Origin of the sequence: Parasphingomonas zepuensis (assembly GCF_036663735.1) — a bacterium.
Taxonomy (GTDB): domain Bacteria; phylum Pseudomonadota; class Alphaproteobacteria; order Sphingomonadales; family Sphingomonadaceae; genus Sphingomonas.
In genome coordinates this window covers 801598-817466 of sequence record NZ_JAXOJO010000003.1, presented here as the reverse complement: position 1 = coordinate 817466, position 15869 = coordinate 801598, and the positions used below count along the sequence as shown (strand labels likewise).

Here is a 15869-nt window from a genome sequence, read left to right as displayed (position 1 = left end):
TGCGGCATGGTCTCAATGCCGCCAAGGCCGACCATGACCACGAAGACAACCATAGACCAAGGTCAGAATATTAGGAATATCAACAGCATGACGAAATCAATTAGACAACACTATACTTAACTGCGCGGCTTCGGCCCCCGTCTGAGGGGCTTAAGCTGTCGCCCGCTGGCCGTTTCGAGCGCTTCGACTAACACATCGTCACCGAGGGGGCGTCCAATGCGGATGCGCGCCTCGATCGCTGCCTCCTCCTCAGGCGAGACGTCCCCGCCTCAAGCCCGTGGCCAGCATCACCGTCAGTTGCGGTGCAGAGCGGAGGATAGTTTAGTATAGTGTCCCCGAATCTCCACGAAATTATCTCTCCATCGATCGTTAGCTTGGTCGTTAGGGTGTCAACCGCTTCTGCAACATCCTTGCTCTCCTTGAAATGGAACAGGCCGGAATTGTAGCGTGCGTCAGCCCTTACAAATAAGGAGCACAGCTGCGCGTACGCGTCCTTCTTTCCATCAATCTTTCGGAGAGTGCCGTAGCTTTCAATGCCGCGATCTTCAGCTATTCGTAGGAAAATAATCCTATCAATGATTTTCTGCACAGCCGTGTTCAGTTGGCGAACCGATAGGGCCGTGTTGCGTAGGGCGATGTTCCTCGCCAAGTCTTCCCTCCAGTGCTCGATCTCCGATAGGAAGGCGTCATCAACTTCTGTTGTTCCCCGCTTGCGCTTCGTCTTTTCAGCGAACCTGTCAAGGGAGCCGGCCATCACGGCATCACGCGAGAAAAGGCCTTCTATCTCATCCCATCTCTGCTCGTAATCTTCGTATGTGAAATATTCTAGCCTCGCGACACTTGCCTTATCCTCCTTGCGAGGCTGGTATCGACAGTCGTAAATTGCAAACTCTTCAAAGTCCGTCAGAATTGACAACGGCAGCTTAGCGCTCCACGCATACCTGCGGAGCTGAAAAGCTGGATGTGCATCGTCACGTATGTTCACGGATGGCTTCTTAGCCTCCAGAAAAAACCGCTTCTCTCCGGCTGCGTGAAAGGCATAATCCGGCGCTTTTACCGAGCCCTCGATCTTAATGCTGTCTTCATGAATAACGTGCTTGTATCCCTCCGGGAGGTAGAGTTTATTCTGTACATCCCAGCCGAGAGACTCAAGCATCGGATCGATGAACTCGCGCCTGGTCCGTGCTTCGTTGTAGTTCGCTCCACGGAACAGATCCTTGTTGTCGTGGAAGTGCGAGACTAGCTCGTTGATTGCTGCTGGCGCGGGCATGAGGTCCTTCGGGTGCTCGGTTCAGGTGCAACGTAGCGCATCGCCAGCAATTCACGAGCTAATTCCGATGCCGTTTCCCGAGGCCCGTCCGGGTCGTCGGTCGCCCCCGCCACGCAATCCCACCGTCCCCGCCCACAACGCAAACATGCGTCGTCTTGTCAGAAACATCCAATCCTGCATAAATCGTCATCGGTCATCCTCCTGCCGTGGAGCACCTGCCAGGCGACTCCGTACTCTGCAGGAGGATGGCTAATTCAATTACACAATGTCCCCGGGTCTTCCCCGCCAACGGCTTCAACGACGCCGACCGGGCTACCGAGCTGGTGAAGGGCATCATTGGCCGGCGGCATACTTATCAACGCGCTAATAGCGGGGCGCTCTAATGCCAATGAAAAAGCCGAGGTTGATACCAAAGGAGCAGGGTCGAAGATTCCTGGGCGATGCGTAAAAGCTAATCGAGGTTGGCCCACTAAGCCCCACCGAAGGCGCACAAGCGCTTGACCAATTAGTGAGAGAACTCTCTAATAAGGTGACGATAGCTAAGGGCGCAAATGATTCTTCGAGCGATGAAGCGTTGGGAAAACTACCCTAGTATCGGTTGCTGCATATATTGTGGAGACAATTCTTCTCCTGAATCTCTAACTTTAGAGCACATCATTCCCGAAGGATTAGGCGGCCGAATCAAGTTTAAAGGAGCTTCCTGCGACAACTGTCAAAGAGTAATCGAACGGTACGAGGCTCGAACCTTGAACACTACGTTCGGCGCTATTAGGGCTATGGGGGACATTAAAGGTAAGAAGTCAAGGAGCCAGCAAAAGGTAAGCGCCTTGTCGTGGGATACGGAAGTGCGGAAGCTTGAGCGTGTGAGCAAGCTCGACTGCCTGGGAGTAATTCCTCTTTTAACATTCAGGCCGGTAACTTTCCCTTACCAGAAGATTGAGCGAGCCGGTGAGATGGGACTTGCATTCAAGAATTTTGGTGAGTGGACAAAAAAAGAATATAGTTACCCGATATATGATGATTGGGGGAGCACAATCGATTTTCGCCGGATGCTCTGTAAAATTGCCCATGGTTATTGGGTGGCAGAGCGCGGTTTGAAGAATTTTATTCCTTACCTTCCATTGGTCATTAAAAACCAAACTGAGTGCGGACTTGATAATTTCGTAGGAAGCATGAATGCGGACCCTGAGCTATCAAGCGACCTCCATGACCTGACTACTGGTGAGGTGGCCGTAAACGGGTATCTTTATGGATATGTCGATATTGGTCTTTTCAACTGCTATCGGGTCGCCACAACGTACCGCGTTATAGTGGGGTCAATCGGTCCTCGTTTTATGGAAGTCATCATTCCACCGGACTTCTTGCACGATAAAGACTGGAAACCGGAGCCCGCTCGGGAGATTTTGCTCATTCAAATCGAGTGAGCAATGGACGCTGCCACATCTCGATGATTCCCGTGTGAAACCTGCCCATCAGCAACCGGAATTCTTGCCCGAAACCAGCTGATGGTCGCGCTCCCGCGAGTCCCTGGAAAAGAGCCCCCCACCAGCCATATCGGCAAGCTCCACACCCCCCTCTACTAAGCCACCCCCCGCTAGTTCAAATGCAGCCGTATAGCAAAGCTCGGCGCAGCGCTCTTCACCGCAACGGATGCCGGGACAGGCGCCTCGAACAGCAGCGCATCGAACGGCCGGAGCATCTCGATGCTCGCCCCGTGCGCGACGGCCGCGTCGCCGGTCGCGACGATCATCAGGCAGGTCTCGCCAGTGCCGCCGACATGCGCCGTGCCGCCCGGCAGCCGTTCGACCCCCGCCCGGCACAGATGACGGCGCACCATCACGTTGAGGTCGCGCACTTCGCCGTCGATCGGCCCGCCCCAGGTCGGCACGTCGGCGGGGAAGAACAGCGGTGCGTCGGCTGCCGTCAGGCGGCGTTCGGGCGCGTCGTCCACCGCCAGCGCCAGTTCTCCCTCGAGCACGGAGAGGATCCGGTCGACCCGGCGAAAATCGGAGAACGGGCCGGCATCCCGCACATCGGCAATGCTCACCCGCCAGACGAAGTCGTTCATGCCGGCGTCCGGCGGGAACACCGCGACCTCGGCCGTGGTGCCCCCGCCATTCTTCCACGGCATCGCGCGGCGGGTTGCCGCGGCCAGAAGCTGCCGGGCGCTCAGCCGAGGATCCCGGGCAAGTTAAGGCCCTTTTCGCGCGCGCAGTCGATCGCGATCTCGTAACCCGCATCGGCATGCCGCATGACGCCGCTGGCCGGATCGTTCCACAACACCCGCGCCAGCCGCTTGGCCGCCGCCTCGGTCCCGTCGGCGACGATCACCATGCCGGCATGCTGCGAATAGCCCATGCCGACCCCGCCGCCATGATGCAGAGACACCCACGTCGCGCCCGATGCGGTATTGAGCAGCGCGTTGAGCAACGGCCAGTCGGAGACCGCGTCGGAGCCGTCGCGCATCGCCTCGGTCTCGCGATTGGGGCTCGCGACCGAGCCTGAATCGAGATGATCGCGGCCGATCACGATCGGCGCCTTCAATTCCCCGCTCGCCACCATCTCGTTGAAGGCGAGGCCAAGGCGATCGCGGTCGCCCAGCCCGACCCAGCAGATCCGCGCCGGCAGACCCTGGAACTGGATCCGCTCGCGCGCCATGTCGAGCCAGCGGTGGAGGTTCTTGTCGTCGGGCAACAGCTCCTTCACCTTGGCATCGGTCTTGTAGATGTCCTCGGGATCGCCCGACAGCGCCACCCAGCGAAACGGGCCGACGCCGCGGCAGAACAGCGGGCGGATATAGGCCGGCACGAAACCGGGGAAATCGAACGCGTTCTCGACGCCCTCGTCCTTCGCCACCTGGCGGATATTGTTGCCGTAATCGACCGTCGGCACGCCGGCCGCCTGGAAATCGAGCATCGCGCGGACATGCACCGCCATCGATGCCTTGGCCGCGACGGCGACGCTCTCCGGATCGCGCTCGCGCCGCTCGATCCATTCGGCGACCGTCCAGCCGGCGGGAAGATAGCCGTTAATCGGGTCGTGCGCCGATGTCTGGTCGGTCAGCAGATCGGGTCGCACGCCGCGGGCATACAGCTCGGGCAGCAGCTCGGCCGCATTGCCGAGCAGGCCGACCGACACCGGCGTGCCGTCGCGCTTCGCGGCCTCGATGATCTCCAGCGCTTCCTCGATGGTCTCGGCCGAGCGATCGAGATAGCCCGTCTTCAGCCGCATCTCGATCCGGCTGCGCTGGCATTCGATCGCCAGGCACGATGCGCCGGCCATCACTGCGGCCAGCGGCTGCGCGCCGCCCATGCCGCCCAGGCCGGCGGTCAGCAGCCAGCGTCCGCTCAGGTCGCCGCCATAATGCTGCCGGCCCATCTCGACGAACGTCTCGTACGTGCCCTGGACGATGCCCTGGGTGCCGATATAGATCCACGATCCCGCGGTCATCTGGCCGTACATGGCCAGGCCCTTGCGATCGAGCTCGTTGAAATGCTCCCAGGTCGCCCATTTGGGGACGAGGTTGGAATTGGCGATCAGCACGCGCGGTGCGTCGGCATGCGTGCGGAACACGCCGACCGGCTTGCCCGACTGGATCAGCAGCGTCTGGTCGTCCTCAAGCGCGCGCAGGGCCGCCACGATCCGGTCATAGCTTTCCCAGTCGCGCGCCGCACGGCCGATGCCGCCATAGACCACCAGCTCCTCGGGCCGCTCGGCGACGTCGGGGTGGAGGTTGTTCATCAGCATCCGCAGCGGCGCTTCGGTCAGCCAGCTCTTGGCTGAAAGCGCGGTTCCGGTGGCCGGGCGAACGACCCGGCTGTTGTCGATACGGCTCACAAGGATCCTTTCGTGGCTTTGGCGAAGTCGACGCAGGCGTGAAGGATGCCGGCGAGGATGGTGGAGATCGGCGCGGCAACCGTCGCCGACCAGGGGGTCGGCCAGCTGTCGGGCGTGAAGGCGGCCGGCTCGTGCAGATAGCCGCGGATCGCGAGCTCCATCTGGATGGCGTGTACGCCCTGCGCCGGCCGGCCGTAATGGCGCGTCGTCCAGCCGCCGCGGAAGCGGCCGTCGAGCACATGCGAATAGCCGCTGGCCGCGCAGATCGCCTCGACCGATCGGGCGAGGTCGGGATCGCAGGTCGCGCCGCCATTGGTGCCGATGTTGAAATGCGGCAATTCGCCCTCGAACAGCCGCGGCACATGGCTGCGGATCGAATGGGCATCATAGACGACGACTTGGCCGTGCAGCGCGCGCAGCCGCGCAATCTCGGCCTCGATTGCGGCATGATAGGGGTCGAAATAGAGCGCGCGCCGCCGCGCGATCTCCGCTGCGTCGGGCAGGGCGCTGGCGTAGAGCGGCTCCCCGTCGAAGGTCGTGGTCGGGCACAGCTCGGTCGTCGCCTGTCCGGGATAGAGCGACGCGCCGGAGGGATCGCGGTTCACGTCGATCACGCTGCGCGATATGCGGGTGCGTACCGTCGTCGCGCCCAGTTGCGCGGCGAAGCCATAGAGCCGGTCGACCCACCAGTCGGCATCGAGCCGGGCCAGCCAGGGCGAAACGAAGTCCTGCGCCACATCCTCCGGCAGGTCGGTGCCGGTATGCGGAAAGCACACGATCAGCGGCGCGTCGCCGCGCTGGATCTCGAGCCAGTCCATCAGTCGAGCCCCGGCAGCGCGATGCCCGCCGCGTCGATCACCGCGCCCGATCGGACCAGCGCGATCGCCGCTTCCATGTCGGGGTGGAAATGGCGGTCGTCGTCCAGCATCGGCACGTCGCGCCGCAGCCGCTGCCGTACGGCCTCCAGCGCCGTGCTCGATGCCAGCGGCGCATGGAAATCGACGCCCTGCGCGGCGGCGAGCAGTTCGATCGCCACCACCGCCTGCGCATTGGCCGCCATTTCGAGCAGGCGCCGCGCGCCATGCGCGGCCATCGACACATGGTCTTCCTGATTGGCCGAGGTCGGGATCGAATCGACGCTCGCCGGATAGGCGCGTTGCTTGTTCTCGGAAACCAGCGCCGCCGCCGTCACCTGCGGAATCATGAAGCCCGAATTCAGGCCCGGATTCGGGCTGAGAAAGGCCGGCAGTCCCGAAAGCGAGGCATCGACCAGCATCGCGATGCGCCGTTCGGTGATCGATCCGATCTCGCACAGGGCAAGCGCGATCATGTCCGCCGCGAAGGCGACGGGCTCGGCGTGGAAATTGCCGCCGGACAGCGCCTCGTCGGCACCCGGGAAGATCAGCGGATTGTCGGATACGCCATTGGCTTCGGTCGCCAAAGTCGTCGCGGCCTGCCGCAGCAGGTCGAGCGCGGCGCCCATCACCTGGGGCTGGCAGCGCAGGCAATAGGGATCCTGCACCCGGGGATCGTTCTCCAGATGCGATGCCCGGATCGCTGAACCGGCCATCAGCGTGCGCAGGATGGCCGCGGTCTCGATCTGGCCGGCGTGGCGGCGCAGCGCGTGGATGCGCGGGTCGAACGGCGTGTCCGATCCCTTCACCGCTTCGGTGGAGAGCGCGCCGGTGACGAGCGCCGATTGCAGCAGCAGCTCGCCCTCGAACAGGCCGGCAAGCGCGTTGGCGGTGGAGAATTGCGTGCCGTTGAGCAGCGCCAGGCCTTCCTTCGGGCCCAGTTCGACCGGCGTCAGCCCGGCTCGGGCCAGCGCCTCGGTGGCGGGCAGGCGTTCGCCCCCGGCGTCGATCCAGCCGACCCCGATCATCGCCGCGGCCATGTGCGACAGCGGCGCCAGATCGCCCGACGCGCCGACCGAGCCCTGGCACGGGATCTCGGGGACGAGATCCTGCACCAGCATCGCTTCGAGCAGTGCCACCGTCTCCGGTTTCACGCCCGATGCGCCCTGGGCGAGGCTGGCGAGCTTCAGCGCCATCATCAGCCGCACGATCGGCGCGGGGGAGGGCGCACCGGTGCCGGCGGCATGGCTCAGCACGATATTGCGCTGGAGGGTCGCGAGATCCGCGTCCTCGATGCGGACGCTGGCGAGCTTTCCGAAGCCGGTGTTGATCCCATAGACCGGCAGGCCCTTGGCGAGAATGCGCGCGACCGCGGCGGCGCTCTCCGCGATCGGGCCGGCGGATGCGGGATCGAGCCGTGCGCGCGCGCCGCGATAGATGGCGCGCCACGCGGCGAGGGGGACGGCACCGGGGTGCAGGATGATGTCGGTCACAGGCCCTTCCAGATCCGGCTGTACAGGGGATTGAACCCCATCCGGTAAACAAGTTCAGCGGGACGCTCGATGTCCCAGATGGCGAGGTCGCAGCTCTTGCCGGCCTCGAGCGTGCCGATCTCGGCCCCCAGGCCAAGCGCGCGCGCCGCATTGCGGGTAACGCCGGCGATGCATTCGTCGACGGTCAGGCGGAACAATGTCGCGCCCATGTTGAGCACGAGCAGCAGCGAGGTCAGCGGCGACGTACCCGGGTTGCAGTCGGTAGCGAGGGCGATCGGCACGCCAGCTGCGCGCAAGGCGGCGATCGGCGGCAGCTGCGTTTCGCGGATGAAATAATAGGCGCCCGGCAACAGCGTCGCGACGGTGCCCGATGCCGCCATGGCGGCAATGCCGTCCTCGTCGAGATATTCGAGATGGTCGGCCGAGAGCGCGCCGTAGCGGGCGGCAAGCGCGGCGCCGTGGAGGTTGGACAGCTGCTCGGCGTGGAGCTTGACCGGCAGGCCGTGCGCCGCAGCCGCCTGGAACACGCGTTCGGTCTGCGCGGCGCTGAAGCCGATGCCTTCGCAAAAGCCGTCGACCGCGTCGGCCAGGCCACTCTGCGCGACGGCGGGGATCATCTCGTTGGCGACGGCATCGGTATAGGCGTCGGCATCGGCATATTCGGGCGGCACGGCGTGCGCGCCGAGGAAGGTCGTCGCGACGCGCAATGGCCGTTCGCTGCCCAGCCGCCGCGCCGCGCGCAGCATCTTCAGTTCGTCTTCCAGGGTCAGCCCGTACCCGGATTTCACTTCGACCGTGGTGACGCCTTCGGCGAGCAGCGCGTCGAGCCGGGGCAGGGCGCTCGCGATCAGGTCGTCCTCGCTCGCGGCGCGAGTCGCCCGCATCGTCGAGAGGATGCCACCGCCGGCGCGGGCGATCTCCTCATAGCTGGCGCCGGCCAGCCGCAGCTCGAACTCCCGCGCCCGGTCGCCGCCATGGACCAGATGGGTATGGCAATCGATCAGCCCCGGGGTGATCCAGCGCCCGTCGCAGGGGACCGATTCGGTGGCCTCGAATTGCGGCGCGTCGGCCGCTTCACCGGCGAAAAGGATGCGCCCGCCCGTGCACGCAACCACGCCGTCCTCGACCACGCCCAGGCCCGAATCACCGGCCAGCGTCGCCAGCCGCGCGTCCTTCCAAAGCCTGTCACACCGCATTGCCGCTTCCCGTGCTATTCCCGGATCTCATTGCACCGGCCCCGCGTAATTGTATAGACATAAGTGGAGCGAAAATGGCGAGAAGGCGGAAAACGGCATGACGGAAACCCTTCATTTCGAACGGGCCCTCCTCCCCGAAGGCTGGTCCGACAATGTCCGCCTGACCTTGGAAAACGGCAAGATCGCCCGAATAAAAAGGGCCGTTTCACCTGCCCTCGGGGACGAGCGCCACGCGATAGGACTGCCCGGTCTGCCCAATCTCCACAGCCACGCCTTCCAGCGCGGCATGGCCGGCCTGGCCGAAATTCGTGGCCCTGCGGGCGACAGTTTCTGGACCTGGCGGGAGACCATGTACCGCTTCGTCGACCGTCTCTCGCCGGACGATCTCAGCGCGATCGCTGCGCTTGCCTATGTCGAGATGCTGGAAAGCGGCTTCACCCGCGTCGGCGAGTTCCACTATCTGCACCACGCTACTGACGGCAGCGGCTTCGACAACCCGGCCGAGATGAGCCTGGCGATCATCGAGGCCGCCGCCCAGACCGGGATCGCGCTGACGCACCTTCCTGTGTTCTATGCTCATTCCGGCTTTGGCGGGATGGCGCCGGGCACCGGGCAACGCCGGTTCATTTCCGATCTCGACGGTTTTGCGACGTTGCTCGATGCAGTGCGCGATGCGGCCGCGGCACTGCCCGATGCGGTGGTCGGCATCGCCCCGCACAGCCTGCGTGCGGTTACGCCGGACCAGTTGGCGGCGCTTGAACAACTGGCCGGTGCCGCGCCGATCCACATCCACATCGCGGAGCAGGTCAAGGAAGTGGCCGATTGCGTCGCCTGGTCCGGCGCCCGCCCGGTCGAATGGCTGCTGGGTCATGCACCGGTAGATCGGCGCTGGTGCCTGGTGCATGCGACTCACATGACGCCGGACGAAACGGCGGCCATGGCCCGTAGCGGCGCGGTCGCCGGACTTTGCCCGATCACGGAGGCCAACCTCGGCGACGGCCTCTTCCCGGCCAGCGAATTCATCGCTGCGGGCGGCGCCTACGGCATCGGTTCGGACTCGAACGTGCTGATCAGCGCCGCGGAGGAACTCCGCCTGCTCGAATATGGCCAGCGTCTCACCCGGCAGGGCCGCAACGTCCTGGCGCTGGAGGCGGGTCGTTCCACCGGCGAGGAACTGTATCGGGCAGCGCTCGAAGGCGGATCGCGAGCGCTTGGCGTAGCCGGCGGTATCGAACCCGGCGCGGCCGCCGACCTGGTCAGCCTTGATGCCGGCCACCCCTCCTTTCACGCAAAAAGCGGCAACCCGCTCGACGCTTTCGTTTTCGCTGCGGCTCGGGGCGCGGTGGATTGCGTCTGGCGCCGGGGCGACCGGGTCGTCGAGGCAGGCCGGCATCGCCTTCGCGACGTGGTCGCTGGCCGCTACAAGCAGGTGCTCGGCCGGCTTCTGTCGGCGTAGTCGGGGTCAGCGACCTCGCTGCGGGGTGAACAGCGTCTTCAGCGTGTGGAGGTCGCGGTTGATCCATTTCGCGTCGGCCGCGAACTTCTCGTCGGTCATGCCGGGCTGGCGGTAAAGCGTCAGCATCACCTCGGCGCCGTCGCCATTCTGCACGACGCGCAACGGGATGTGGATCTCGCTGCCGCCGCCGGCGTCGACGAAATGATCCATCACGCCATAATCGTTATGCGGCGTGAAGCGGATGGCGATCGGCCCCTCCGGTCCATCGGCAAGCCAGGTCTCGCCGTCCGCCCGCAGATCGGATTCGGCGAGCCCCGAGGCCCATTTCGCGAAATATTCCGGGCGCCAGATATCCTCGTACAGCGCCCGCCAGTCGCGCGCGATCGAAACGCTGTAAGTGCGGGCCGCCAGCATCGCCTTCTCCTTCTGCTCAGCGCGCGGGCCTAGGAGCGTATCGCGATCCTGTCACCCCGCGAAGGTCCCGGCATAGGCTTGGCGCAGTTCCGCCTTCTGGATCTTGCCCATCGCGTTGCGCGGCAGCGCGTCGACCACGAATATCTGCTTGGGCCGCTTGAACGAGGCCAGCGTGCCGGCCAGCGCGTCCCTGATCGCCTGCGCGTCCACCGCGCCCGGCGCCTTGGTGGCGACCACCGCCACCACGCCTTCGCCGAGATCGGGATGCGCCACACCGATCACCGCGCATTCGGCCACACCCGGCAGCTCGTCGATCAGCGCCTCGACCTCGGCCGGATAGACGTTGAGTCCGCCCGAGATGATCAGGTCCTTCTGCCGGCCCGAAATGAACAGATAGCTCCGCGCGTCGAAGCTGCCGACATCGCCTGTGATGAAGAAGCCATCCGCGCGCTTCTCCTCGGCGGTCTTTTCCGGCATCCGCCAATAGCCCGTAAACACATTCGGTCCGCGCACCTCGATCATGCCGATCTCGCCCTGCGCCAGCGGCGTCGCCGTTTCGGCATCGGTGATTCGGATCTCCACGCCCGGCAGTGGAAAGCCGACGCTGCCCGGCACCCGGTCCCCGTCATAGGGATTGGAGCTGTTCATGTTGGTTTCGGTCATGCCGTAGCGTTCGAGGATGGCATGTTCCGTCCGCGCGCTGAACTCGCGGTGCACCTCGGCCGACAACGGCGCCGAGCCGGACACGAACAGCCGGATGTCACTGACCAGCTCCCGCGTGAACTCGGGCCGCGACAACAGCCGCGAATAAAAGGTCGGCACCCCCATCATCGTGGTGCATGCCGGCAGCAATCGGATCATCGCGTCGAGATCGAAGGCCGGCAGGAAGAACATCCGCGCGCCCGTGAGCAGGATGATGTTGGTCGCGACGAACAGGCCGTGGGTGTGGAAGGTCGGGAGCGCGTGCAGCAGCACGTCGTCGCTGGTGAAGCGCCACAGCTCGACCAGCGTCTCGGCATTGGACGCAAGATTGCCGTGCGTCAGCATCGCGCCCTTGGAGCGGCCGGTCGTGCCCGATGTGTAAAGGATCGCCGCTAGCGCATCGTCGGCGACATCGACCGTCGCGAAGCCTGCCGGCAGGTCCTGCGCTGCGTCGAGCAGGCTGCCATCGCGTGCCGTGCCGAGCGTCAGCAGATGGGGAATGCCGATCTCCCGGCACAGCGGACCCAGCACTGGTTCGTTCGCCGGGCTGCAGACGAACAAGGCAGGCTCGGCATCGCGCAGGAAATAATCGAGCTCGCGCGGCGTGTACGCCGGGTTGAGCGGCAGATGGATCGCCCCGATCCGCAGCGTGGCGAGATAGACCAGCAGCCCTTCCGCCGATTTATCGACCTGCATCGCGATCCGGTCGCCGGGTACGATGCCCAGCGAAACGAACAGATTCGCGATCCGGCTGGTTGCGGCGTGCAGATCGGCATAAGTGATCGTGCTATGGTCGGGCCGCACGACGAACGGCTCGGCCAGGCGCGGGGTGAAGCGCTCAACGAAACGATCATAGAGGTTCGGCACATCTCTCTCCGCTGTTTTCGCGGGCTGCCTATCCTGCTCCGCGCGGCGCGTCACCTGCACAGCTTCTGCACGGCATGCATATCGGGGCTGCGTGGCCGCTGGATCACTGCTTCACGCCCGCATGCGACCCACGAAGCTCCGCAGCCGGAGCCCTGTCATGTCCTACGCAAAACAGTCCCGCTCGTTAGCGCCGCTTATGCTGGGGGTGATCTTTCCCACCGTGGTGATCGCGATCGAATGGTTCTCGGGCCTGTGCGCCAACAGTTTTTTCGACCCCTTGCCGACGCTTGGGCATCTTATGCTCGTATTCGCCGTGCCGGTGATCAATCTGCTGTTGCTGCGGGCGGTCGACCGCGAAGAGGATCCGGGTGGCCGGCTCGTCGTGGCCGGGGGTGCAGCGCTCGCGATTGCGGGAAGCTATGCCCTGATCTTCCTGCCGATCCTGCCGATCGCCGTGCTGGGGATCATCTTCGGCGGGCTGGGCTTCCTGCCCTTCGCGCCTGCGATCGCCGGCGTGGTCGCCTTTCGCAAACTTGTCGCGCTCTCCGCTTATGGCGATCGGGTCGGGCGGCGCGCCGTTGCCGGTTTCGCGGTGGGATTGACGCTGCTCTTCATCGTCGATCTTCCCGCCGCCGCTACCCGGCTCGCGCTCGATGGCTATCGCGGCGACGACGCCGCTCAACGCAACGCCGTCCGCCTCATGCGGACGTTCGGCGATCGCGAGACATTGTTGCGAATGTCCTATGGCGAAAGCGTTCGAGCGACGGGGCTGGTAAGCGCCTTCGTCTCGATCTGGTCGAACGGTCTTTTCACGGACGAAGGAACGGACAGCACCGAAGCACGCGAGCTCTATTACCGGGTGACGGGCACCGCGTTCAATGCCGTGGAACGGCCCACTGACCGGGGCGACCGATATCGCCTGTTCGGCTGGGACGAAGACCAGGGCGGTGAAATTGTGGGTGGACGCGTGCCCGGACTCTCGCTGGCCGGTTCGCGGATCGACGGGTCCGTCGCCGCCGCCGATAGCCTGGCCTATGTCGAATGGACGATGACGATCGCCAATCGCGGCGCGTTGCAGCGCGAGGGCCGGTTAACGCTGGCTTTGCCGGAGGGGGCAGTCGCGTCGCGGGCCACCTTGTGGGTAAATGGCGAACCGCGTGAGGCAAGCATCGCCGGGCGCGGTGAGGCTCGCGCCGCCTATGAGTCGGTCGTGCGCGCGACCCGCGATCCTTTGCTGGTGACGACGGCGGGCGCACAACGCCTTCTCGTTCAGGCGTTTCCAATTCCCGCCGACGGGGCACTCAAGTTGCGCATTGGTTATACCGCGCCCTTCGCCATCGCCTCGGACGGTAAGCGCAGCCTTGCGTTGCCGGCCATCGTCGAGCGCAATTTCGACATAGCTTCTACGTTCCGCCACAGCGTCTGGGTCGAGGGCGATGGTCCACTCGCCAGCGCAAGCACCGCGTTGCGCGGATCGGGTGCGATGCTGAGGGGCGGGTTGACCGACACCGACCTGCTTGCGCATCGACCCCGTCTGTCGTTGCCGAGTCTGATTGGTCCCTCCATCCGCGTGGGGGGCGTTGCCGCGGCCGGCAAATCAGCCCCGCTCACCGTCGTCCAGACCATCGCGCATGCCAATCCGGTTCGGCCATCCGCGCTGATGATCGTGCTCGACGGATCGGCGGGGAACCGGGCGGCTGGTGAAGCGCTCGGCAAGGCCCTCGAGACCATCGCTTCCGGTGTACCGGTCGGCCTCGCCATCGCTTCCGAAGCACCGATCACGATCGCGCCGGCACCCTGGTCGCCCGCGCACGGCAAGCGCGTCGCGGACGCGGTCGCCGCCACCGTCTTCGAAGGCGGGCAGGATAACGGCCCGGCGCTTGCCGATGCGCTTGCAGCGCTGCCCAGGCCGGACGCGCAGCTGCTGTGGATCCATGGTCCCCAGCCGGTCAGCCTGGCCGGCGAGCGGCAACAAATCGAGCAGCGCCTCGAGCGGTCGCCCACGCTGCCGGCGCTGGTCCGCTATCAGGCTGAGCCGGGCCGGGCGTTCACCATCGATGGCGTCCGCTGGTTCGCTACCGCGCGTCTCATCAGCCCGTCGGGCGAGCCGCGATCCGATCTGACGGCGACTCTGTCCGCGATGGCGGGCACCGCGCCGAGCTGGATCGTCAGGCGCGAGGAAGCGCCCGGTGCCGCGGTGACGGGGTCGGCCAACATCGTCCGGCTCTGGGCGGCTGATCGGATTGCCGCGGAGTCGGGCGTCACGGGCAAGGAACGCGATGCCGCGATCGGGCTTGCGCACCGGCTCAATCTGATCACCCCGCTCAGCGGCGCGGTCGTGCTCGAAACCGACCACGACTATAAGGACAAGGGCTTGCCGGTACCCTCGGCTGAGGATGTGCCGACCGTGCCTGAGCCCGGCGAATGGGCGTTGCTAGGGGTGGTGGCGCTGGCCGGGCTGTGGCTGCTCCGTCGACGCCAGACCCGGGTCTTCGCCTGATGCCGGTGCGCATCGCGCTCTGCCTGCTGGCGGCCGCCTGCTGGGACGCCTGGCGCCTGCTCGCCGGCCGGATCGAGGACGGCGCGAGCGTCGTTACCGTCCTCATCTTGCTCGTCGGCCTGGTCTGGCGGTTTCGGCAGCTGAGGCCGCAGGCTAGCGTCCCGGCACCGCTGATCGCCGGCCTGCTGATGCTCTATGCGTTGGCAAGCTGGACTGGTCCGGCGCTGCTCCAGATCGGTGCGGCAATCGTCGCGGTCGCCGTGACGGTCTCGGCGGATGCTCGGCCGACGGCGCCCCTGCCTGCCGCCGGCGCCGCGTTGCTGCTCTTGCCGATCCTGCCGACGCTGGATTTCCTGCTCGCCTACCCCTTGCGACGGATCTCGGTGCTGATCACGGCCACGCTGCTGCGGATGAATGGCATGGCGGTCGGCGTGGAGGGCGTGGCGCTCGACTGGCATGGTCAGCGGTTGCTGTTCGACGGACCATGCAGCGGCGTGAAGATGCTGTGGGCGGCGCTGTTGCTGGCGAACCTCGTCGCACTCGTGCAAGGGGCCGGCTTCTGGCGGTATCTGTGTCTGCTTGGCATCGCGACCGTTGCGGCGGTGGCCGGTAACGCGCTCCGCGCCGCGAGCCTCTTCTATCTCGAAAATGGGTTCGTCGAACGATTGCGGGGGCCGGTCGCACATGAGGCGGTGGGCATCGTCGCCTTCCTGATGCTCGCCGCCGCGATCCTCCTGGCGTCCCGACAGATGGACCGGAGGATCGCATGATCCGTGGCATTTGGCTCGTTGTCCTGGCCGCCATCGTCGCGGCCGGCCTTCCGCTGCTGCCGAAGGGCCATGTCGAGCCGGCGGCACCGGCGGCGTGGCCCGTCCGCTTCGAGGGTCGCCCGTTGCGGGCGCTGGCCGCCGCCCCGGAGGATGCGCGGCTGGCGCGCGATTTTCCGGGCCAGATCGCTCGGTTCGACGACGGCCGGAGGCAAATCGTGCTCCGCCGCGTCGCGAGCGCAACCCGCCAGCTTCACCCGGCCCGCGATTGTTTCCACGCGATCGGATACGCCATCGAACCGCTGCCGATGCGACGCATCACGGAGCTGGATTTCGCCTCCTGCTTCCGGGCGAAACGGGGCGATGTGACGTTGCACGTCTGCGAGCGGGTCACTGACGCGACGGGCAGGAGCTTTCCCGATGTGTCGAGCTGGTATTGGCCGGCCCTGCTGGGCGGATCGACCGGGCCGTGGCTTGCCGCAACGACGGTCGAGCGGATCGGCTGAGCCCGCG

13 protein-coding genes and 1 pseudogene are annotated in these 15869 nt (G+C 65.3%); 6 read left to right on the top strand and 8 right to left on the bottom strand.

The window, feature by feature from the left end; all coding sequences use genetic code 11:
• Positions 1-187: 187 nt before the first annotated feature.
• Positions 188-1270, bottom strand: coding sequence for a hypothetical protein (locus U1769_RS15175; protein WP_332717537.1), 1083 nt, complete (start codon positions 1268-1270; stop codon positions 188-190).
• Between the two features lie 551 nt (positions 1271-1821).
• Here U1769_RS15175 and U1769_RS25655 point away from each other — a divergent pair.
• Together U1769_RS25655 and U1769_RS15170 are read left to right on the top strand one after the other, a co-directional pair.
• Positions 1822-1977: pseudogene (locus U1769_RS25655) on the top strand (HNH endonuclease); the annotation flags it as partial.
• Between the two features lie 39 nt (positions 1978-2016).
• Positions 2017-2694 carry a hypothetical protein gene (locus tag U1769_RS15170; protein WP_332717535.1) on the top strand — a complete coding sequence of 226 codons (678 nt, stop codon included), beginning with the start codon at positions 2017-2019 and terminating at the stop codon, positions 2692-2694.
• A gap of 170 nt (positions 2695-2864) precedes the next feature.
• Here U1769_RS15170 and U1769_RS15165 read toward each other — a convergent pair whose 3' ends face one another.
• The 5 genes from U1769_RS15165 to hutI are packed head-to-tail and all read right to left on the bottom strand — an operon-like array spanning position 2865 to position 8650.
• On the bottom strand, positions 2865-3425 hold the full coding sequence (locus U1769_RS15165) for a HutD/Ves family protein (protein ID WP_332717624.1): 561 nt from the start codon (positions 3423-3425) through the stop codon (positions 2865-2867).
• 14 nt (positions 3426-3439) lie between these two features.
• Positions 3440-5107 (bottom strand): urocanate hydratase, encoded by a 1668-nt coding sequence (hutU, locus tag U1769_RS15160; RefSeq protein ID WP_332717532.1) that lies wholly within the window; start codon positions 5105-5107, stop codon positions 3440-3442.
• Complete coding sequence (gene hutG, locus U1769_RS15155; protein WP_332717622.1) at positions 5104-5928, bottom strand: N-formylglutamate deformylase; 825 nt, start codon at positions 5926-5928, stop codon at positions 5104-5106. Before hutG ends, hutU begins: the two co-directional genes overlap by 4 nt.
• Positions 5925-7454, bottom strand: a complete 1530-nt coding sequence (hutH, locus tag U1769_RS15150) for a histidine ammonia-lyase (protein WP_332717530.1) — start codon at positions 7452-7454, stop codon at positions 5925-5927. Before hutH ends, hutG begins: the two co-directional genes overlap by 4 nt.
• Positions 7451-8650: an imidazolonepropionase gene (gene hutI / locus U1769_RS15145; RefSeq protein ID WP_332717529.1), complete on the bottom strand. Its 1200-nt coding sequence runs from the start codon at positions 8648-8650 to the stop codon at positions 7451-7453. The genes hutH and hutI overlap by 4 nt, the downstream gene beginning before the upstream one ends.
• Positions 8651-8747: 97 nt before the next feature.
• Between hutI and U1769_RS15140 the strand changes: the two genes are divergently transcribed.
• Complete coding sequence (locus U1769_RS15140) at positions 8748-10106, top strand: formimidoylglutamate deiminase (RefSeq protein ID WP_332717528.1); 1359 nt, start codon at positions 8748-8750, stop codon at positions 10104-10106.
• A 6-nt stretch (positions 10107-10112) separates the two neighbouring features.
• On the opposite strand, the gene U1769_RS15135 is transcribed toward U1769_RS15140, so the two are convergent.
• Together U1769_RS15135 and U1769_RS15130 are read right to left on the bottom strand one after the other, a co-directional pair.
• Positions 10113-10520 (bottom strand): polyketide cyclase, encoded by a 408-nt coding sequence (locus U1769_RS15135; protein WP_332717527.1) that lies wholly within the window; start codon positions 10518-10520, stop codon positions 10113-10115.
• Between the two features lie 51 nt (positions 10521-10571).
• Positions 10572-12089: a malonate--CoA ligase gene (locus tag U1769_RS15130; RefSeq protein WP_332717526.1), complete on the bottom strand. Its 1518-nt coding sequence runs from the start codon at positions 12087-12089 to the stop codon at positions 10572-10574.
• Positions 12090-12246: 157 nt separating this feature from the next.
• Between U1769_RS15130 and U1769_RS15125 the strand changes: the two genes are divergently transcribed.
• The 3 genes from U1769_RS15125 to xrtQb are packed head-to-tail and all read left to right on the top strand — an operon-like array spanning position 12247 to position 15862.
• Positions 12247-14589 (top strand): VIT domain-containing protein, encoded by a 2343-nt coding sequence (locus U1769_RS15125; RefSeq protein WP_332717525.1) that lies wholly within the window; start codon positions 12247-12249, stop codon positions 14587-14589.
• A complete protein-coding gene (locus tag U1769_RS15120; RefSeq protein WP_332717524.1) occupies positions 14589-15359 on the top strand; it encodes an archaeosortase/exosortase family protein in 771 nt (256 codons plus the stop codon). Before U1769_RS15125 ends, U1769_RS15120 begins: the two co-directional genes overlap by 1 nt.
• Positions 15356-15862 (top strand): exosortase Q subunit 2, encoded by a 507-nt coding sequence (gene xrtQb / locus U1769_RS15115; protein WP_332717523.1) that lies wholly within the window; start codon positions 15356-15358, stop codon positions 15860-15862. The genes U1769_RS15120 and xrtQb overlap by 4 nt, the downstream gene beginning before the upstream one ends.
• Positions 15863-15869: the final 7 nt, after the last annotated feature.

What these genes read in the sequence shown, in the direction of transcription:
- U1769_RS15175 (WP_332717537.1), bottom strand. Translation starts at nt 1,270, where the DNA reads ATGCCCGCGCCAGCAGCAATCAACGAGCTAGTCTCGCACTTCCACGAC.
- hutI (WP_332717529.1), bottom strand. Translation starts at nt 8,650, where the DNA reads ATGCGGTGTGACAGGCTTTGGAAGGACGCGCGGCTGGCGACGCTGGCC.
- U1769_RS15140 (WP_332717528.1), top strand. Translation starts at nt 8,748, where the DNA reads ATGACGGAAACCCTTCATTTCGAACGGGCCCTCCTCCCCGAAGGCTGG.
- U1769_RS15135 (WP_332717527.1), bottom strand. Translation starts at nt 10,520, where the DNA reads ATGCTGGCGGCCCGCACTTACAGCGTTTCGATCGCGCGCGACTGGCGG.
- U1769_RS15125 (WP_332717525.1), top strand. Translation starts at nt 12,247, where the DNA reads ATGTCCTACGCAAAACAGTCCCGCTCGTTAGCGCCGCTTATGCTGGGG.
- U1769_RS15120 (WP_332717524.1), top strand. Translation starts at nt 14,589, where the DNA reads ATGCCGGTGCGCATCGCGCTCTGCCTGCTGGCGGCCGCCTGCTGGGAC.
- xrtQb (WP_332717523.1), top strand. Translation starts at nt 15,356, where the DNA reads ATGATCCGTGGCATTTGGCTCGTTGTCCTGGCCGCCATCGTCGCGGCC.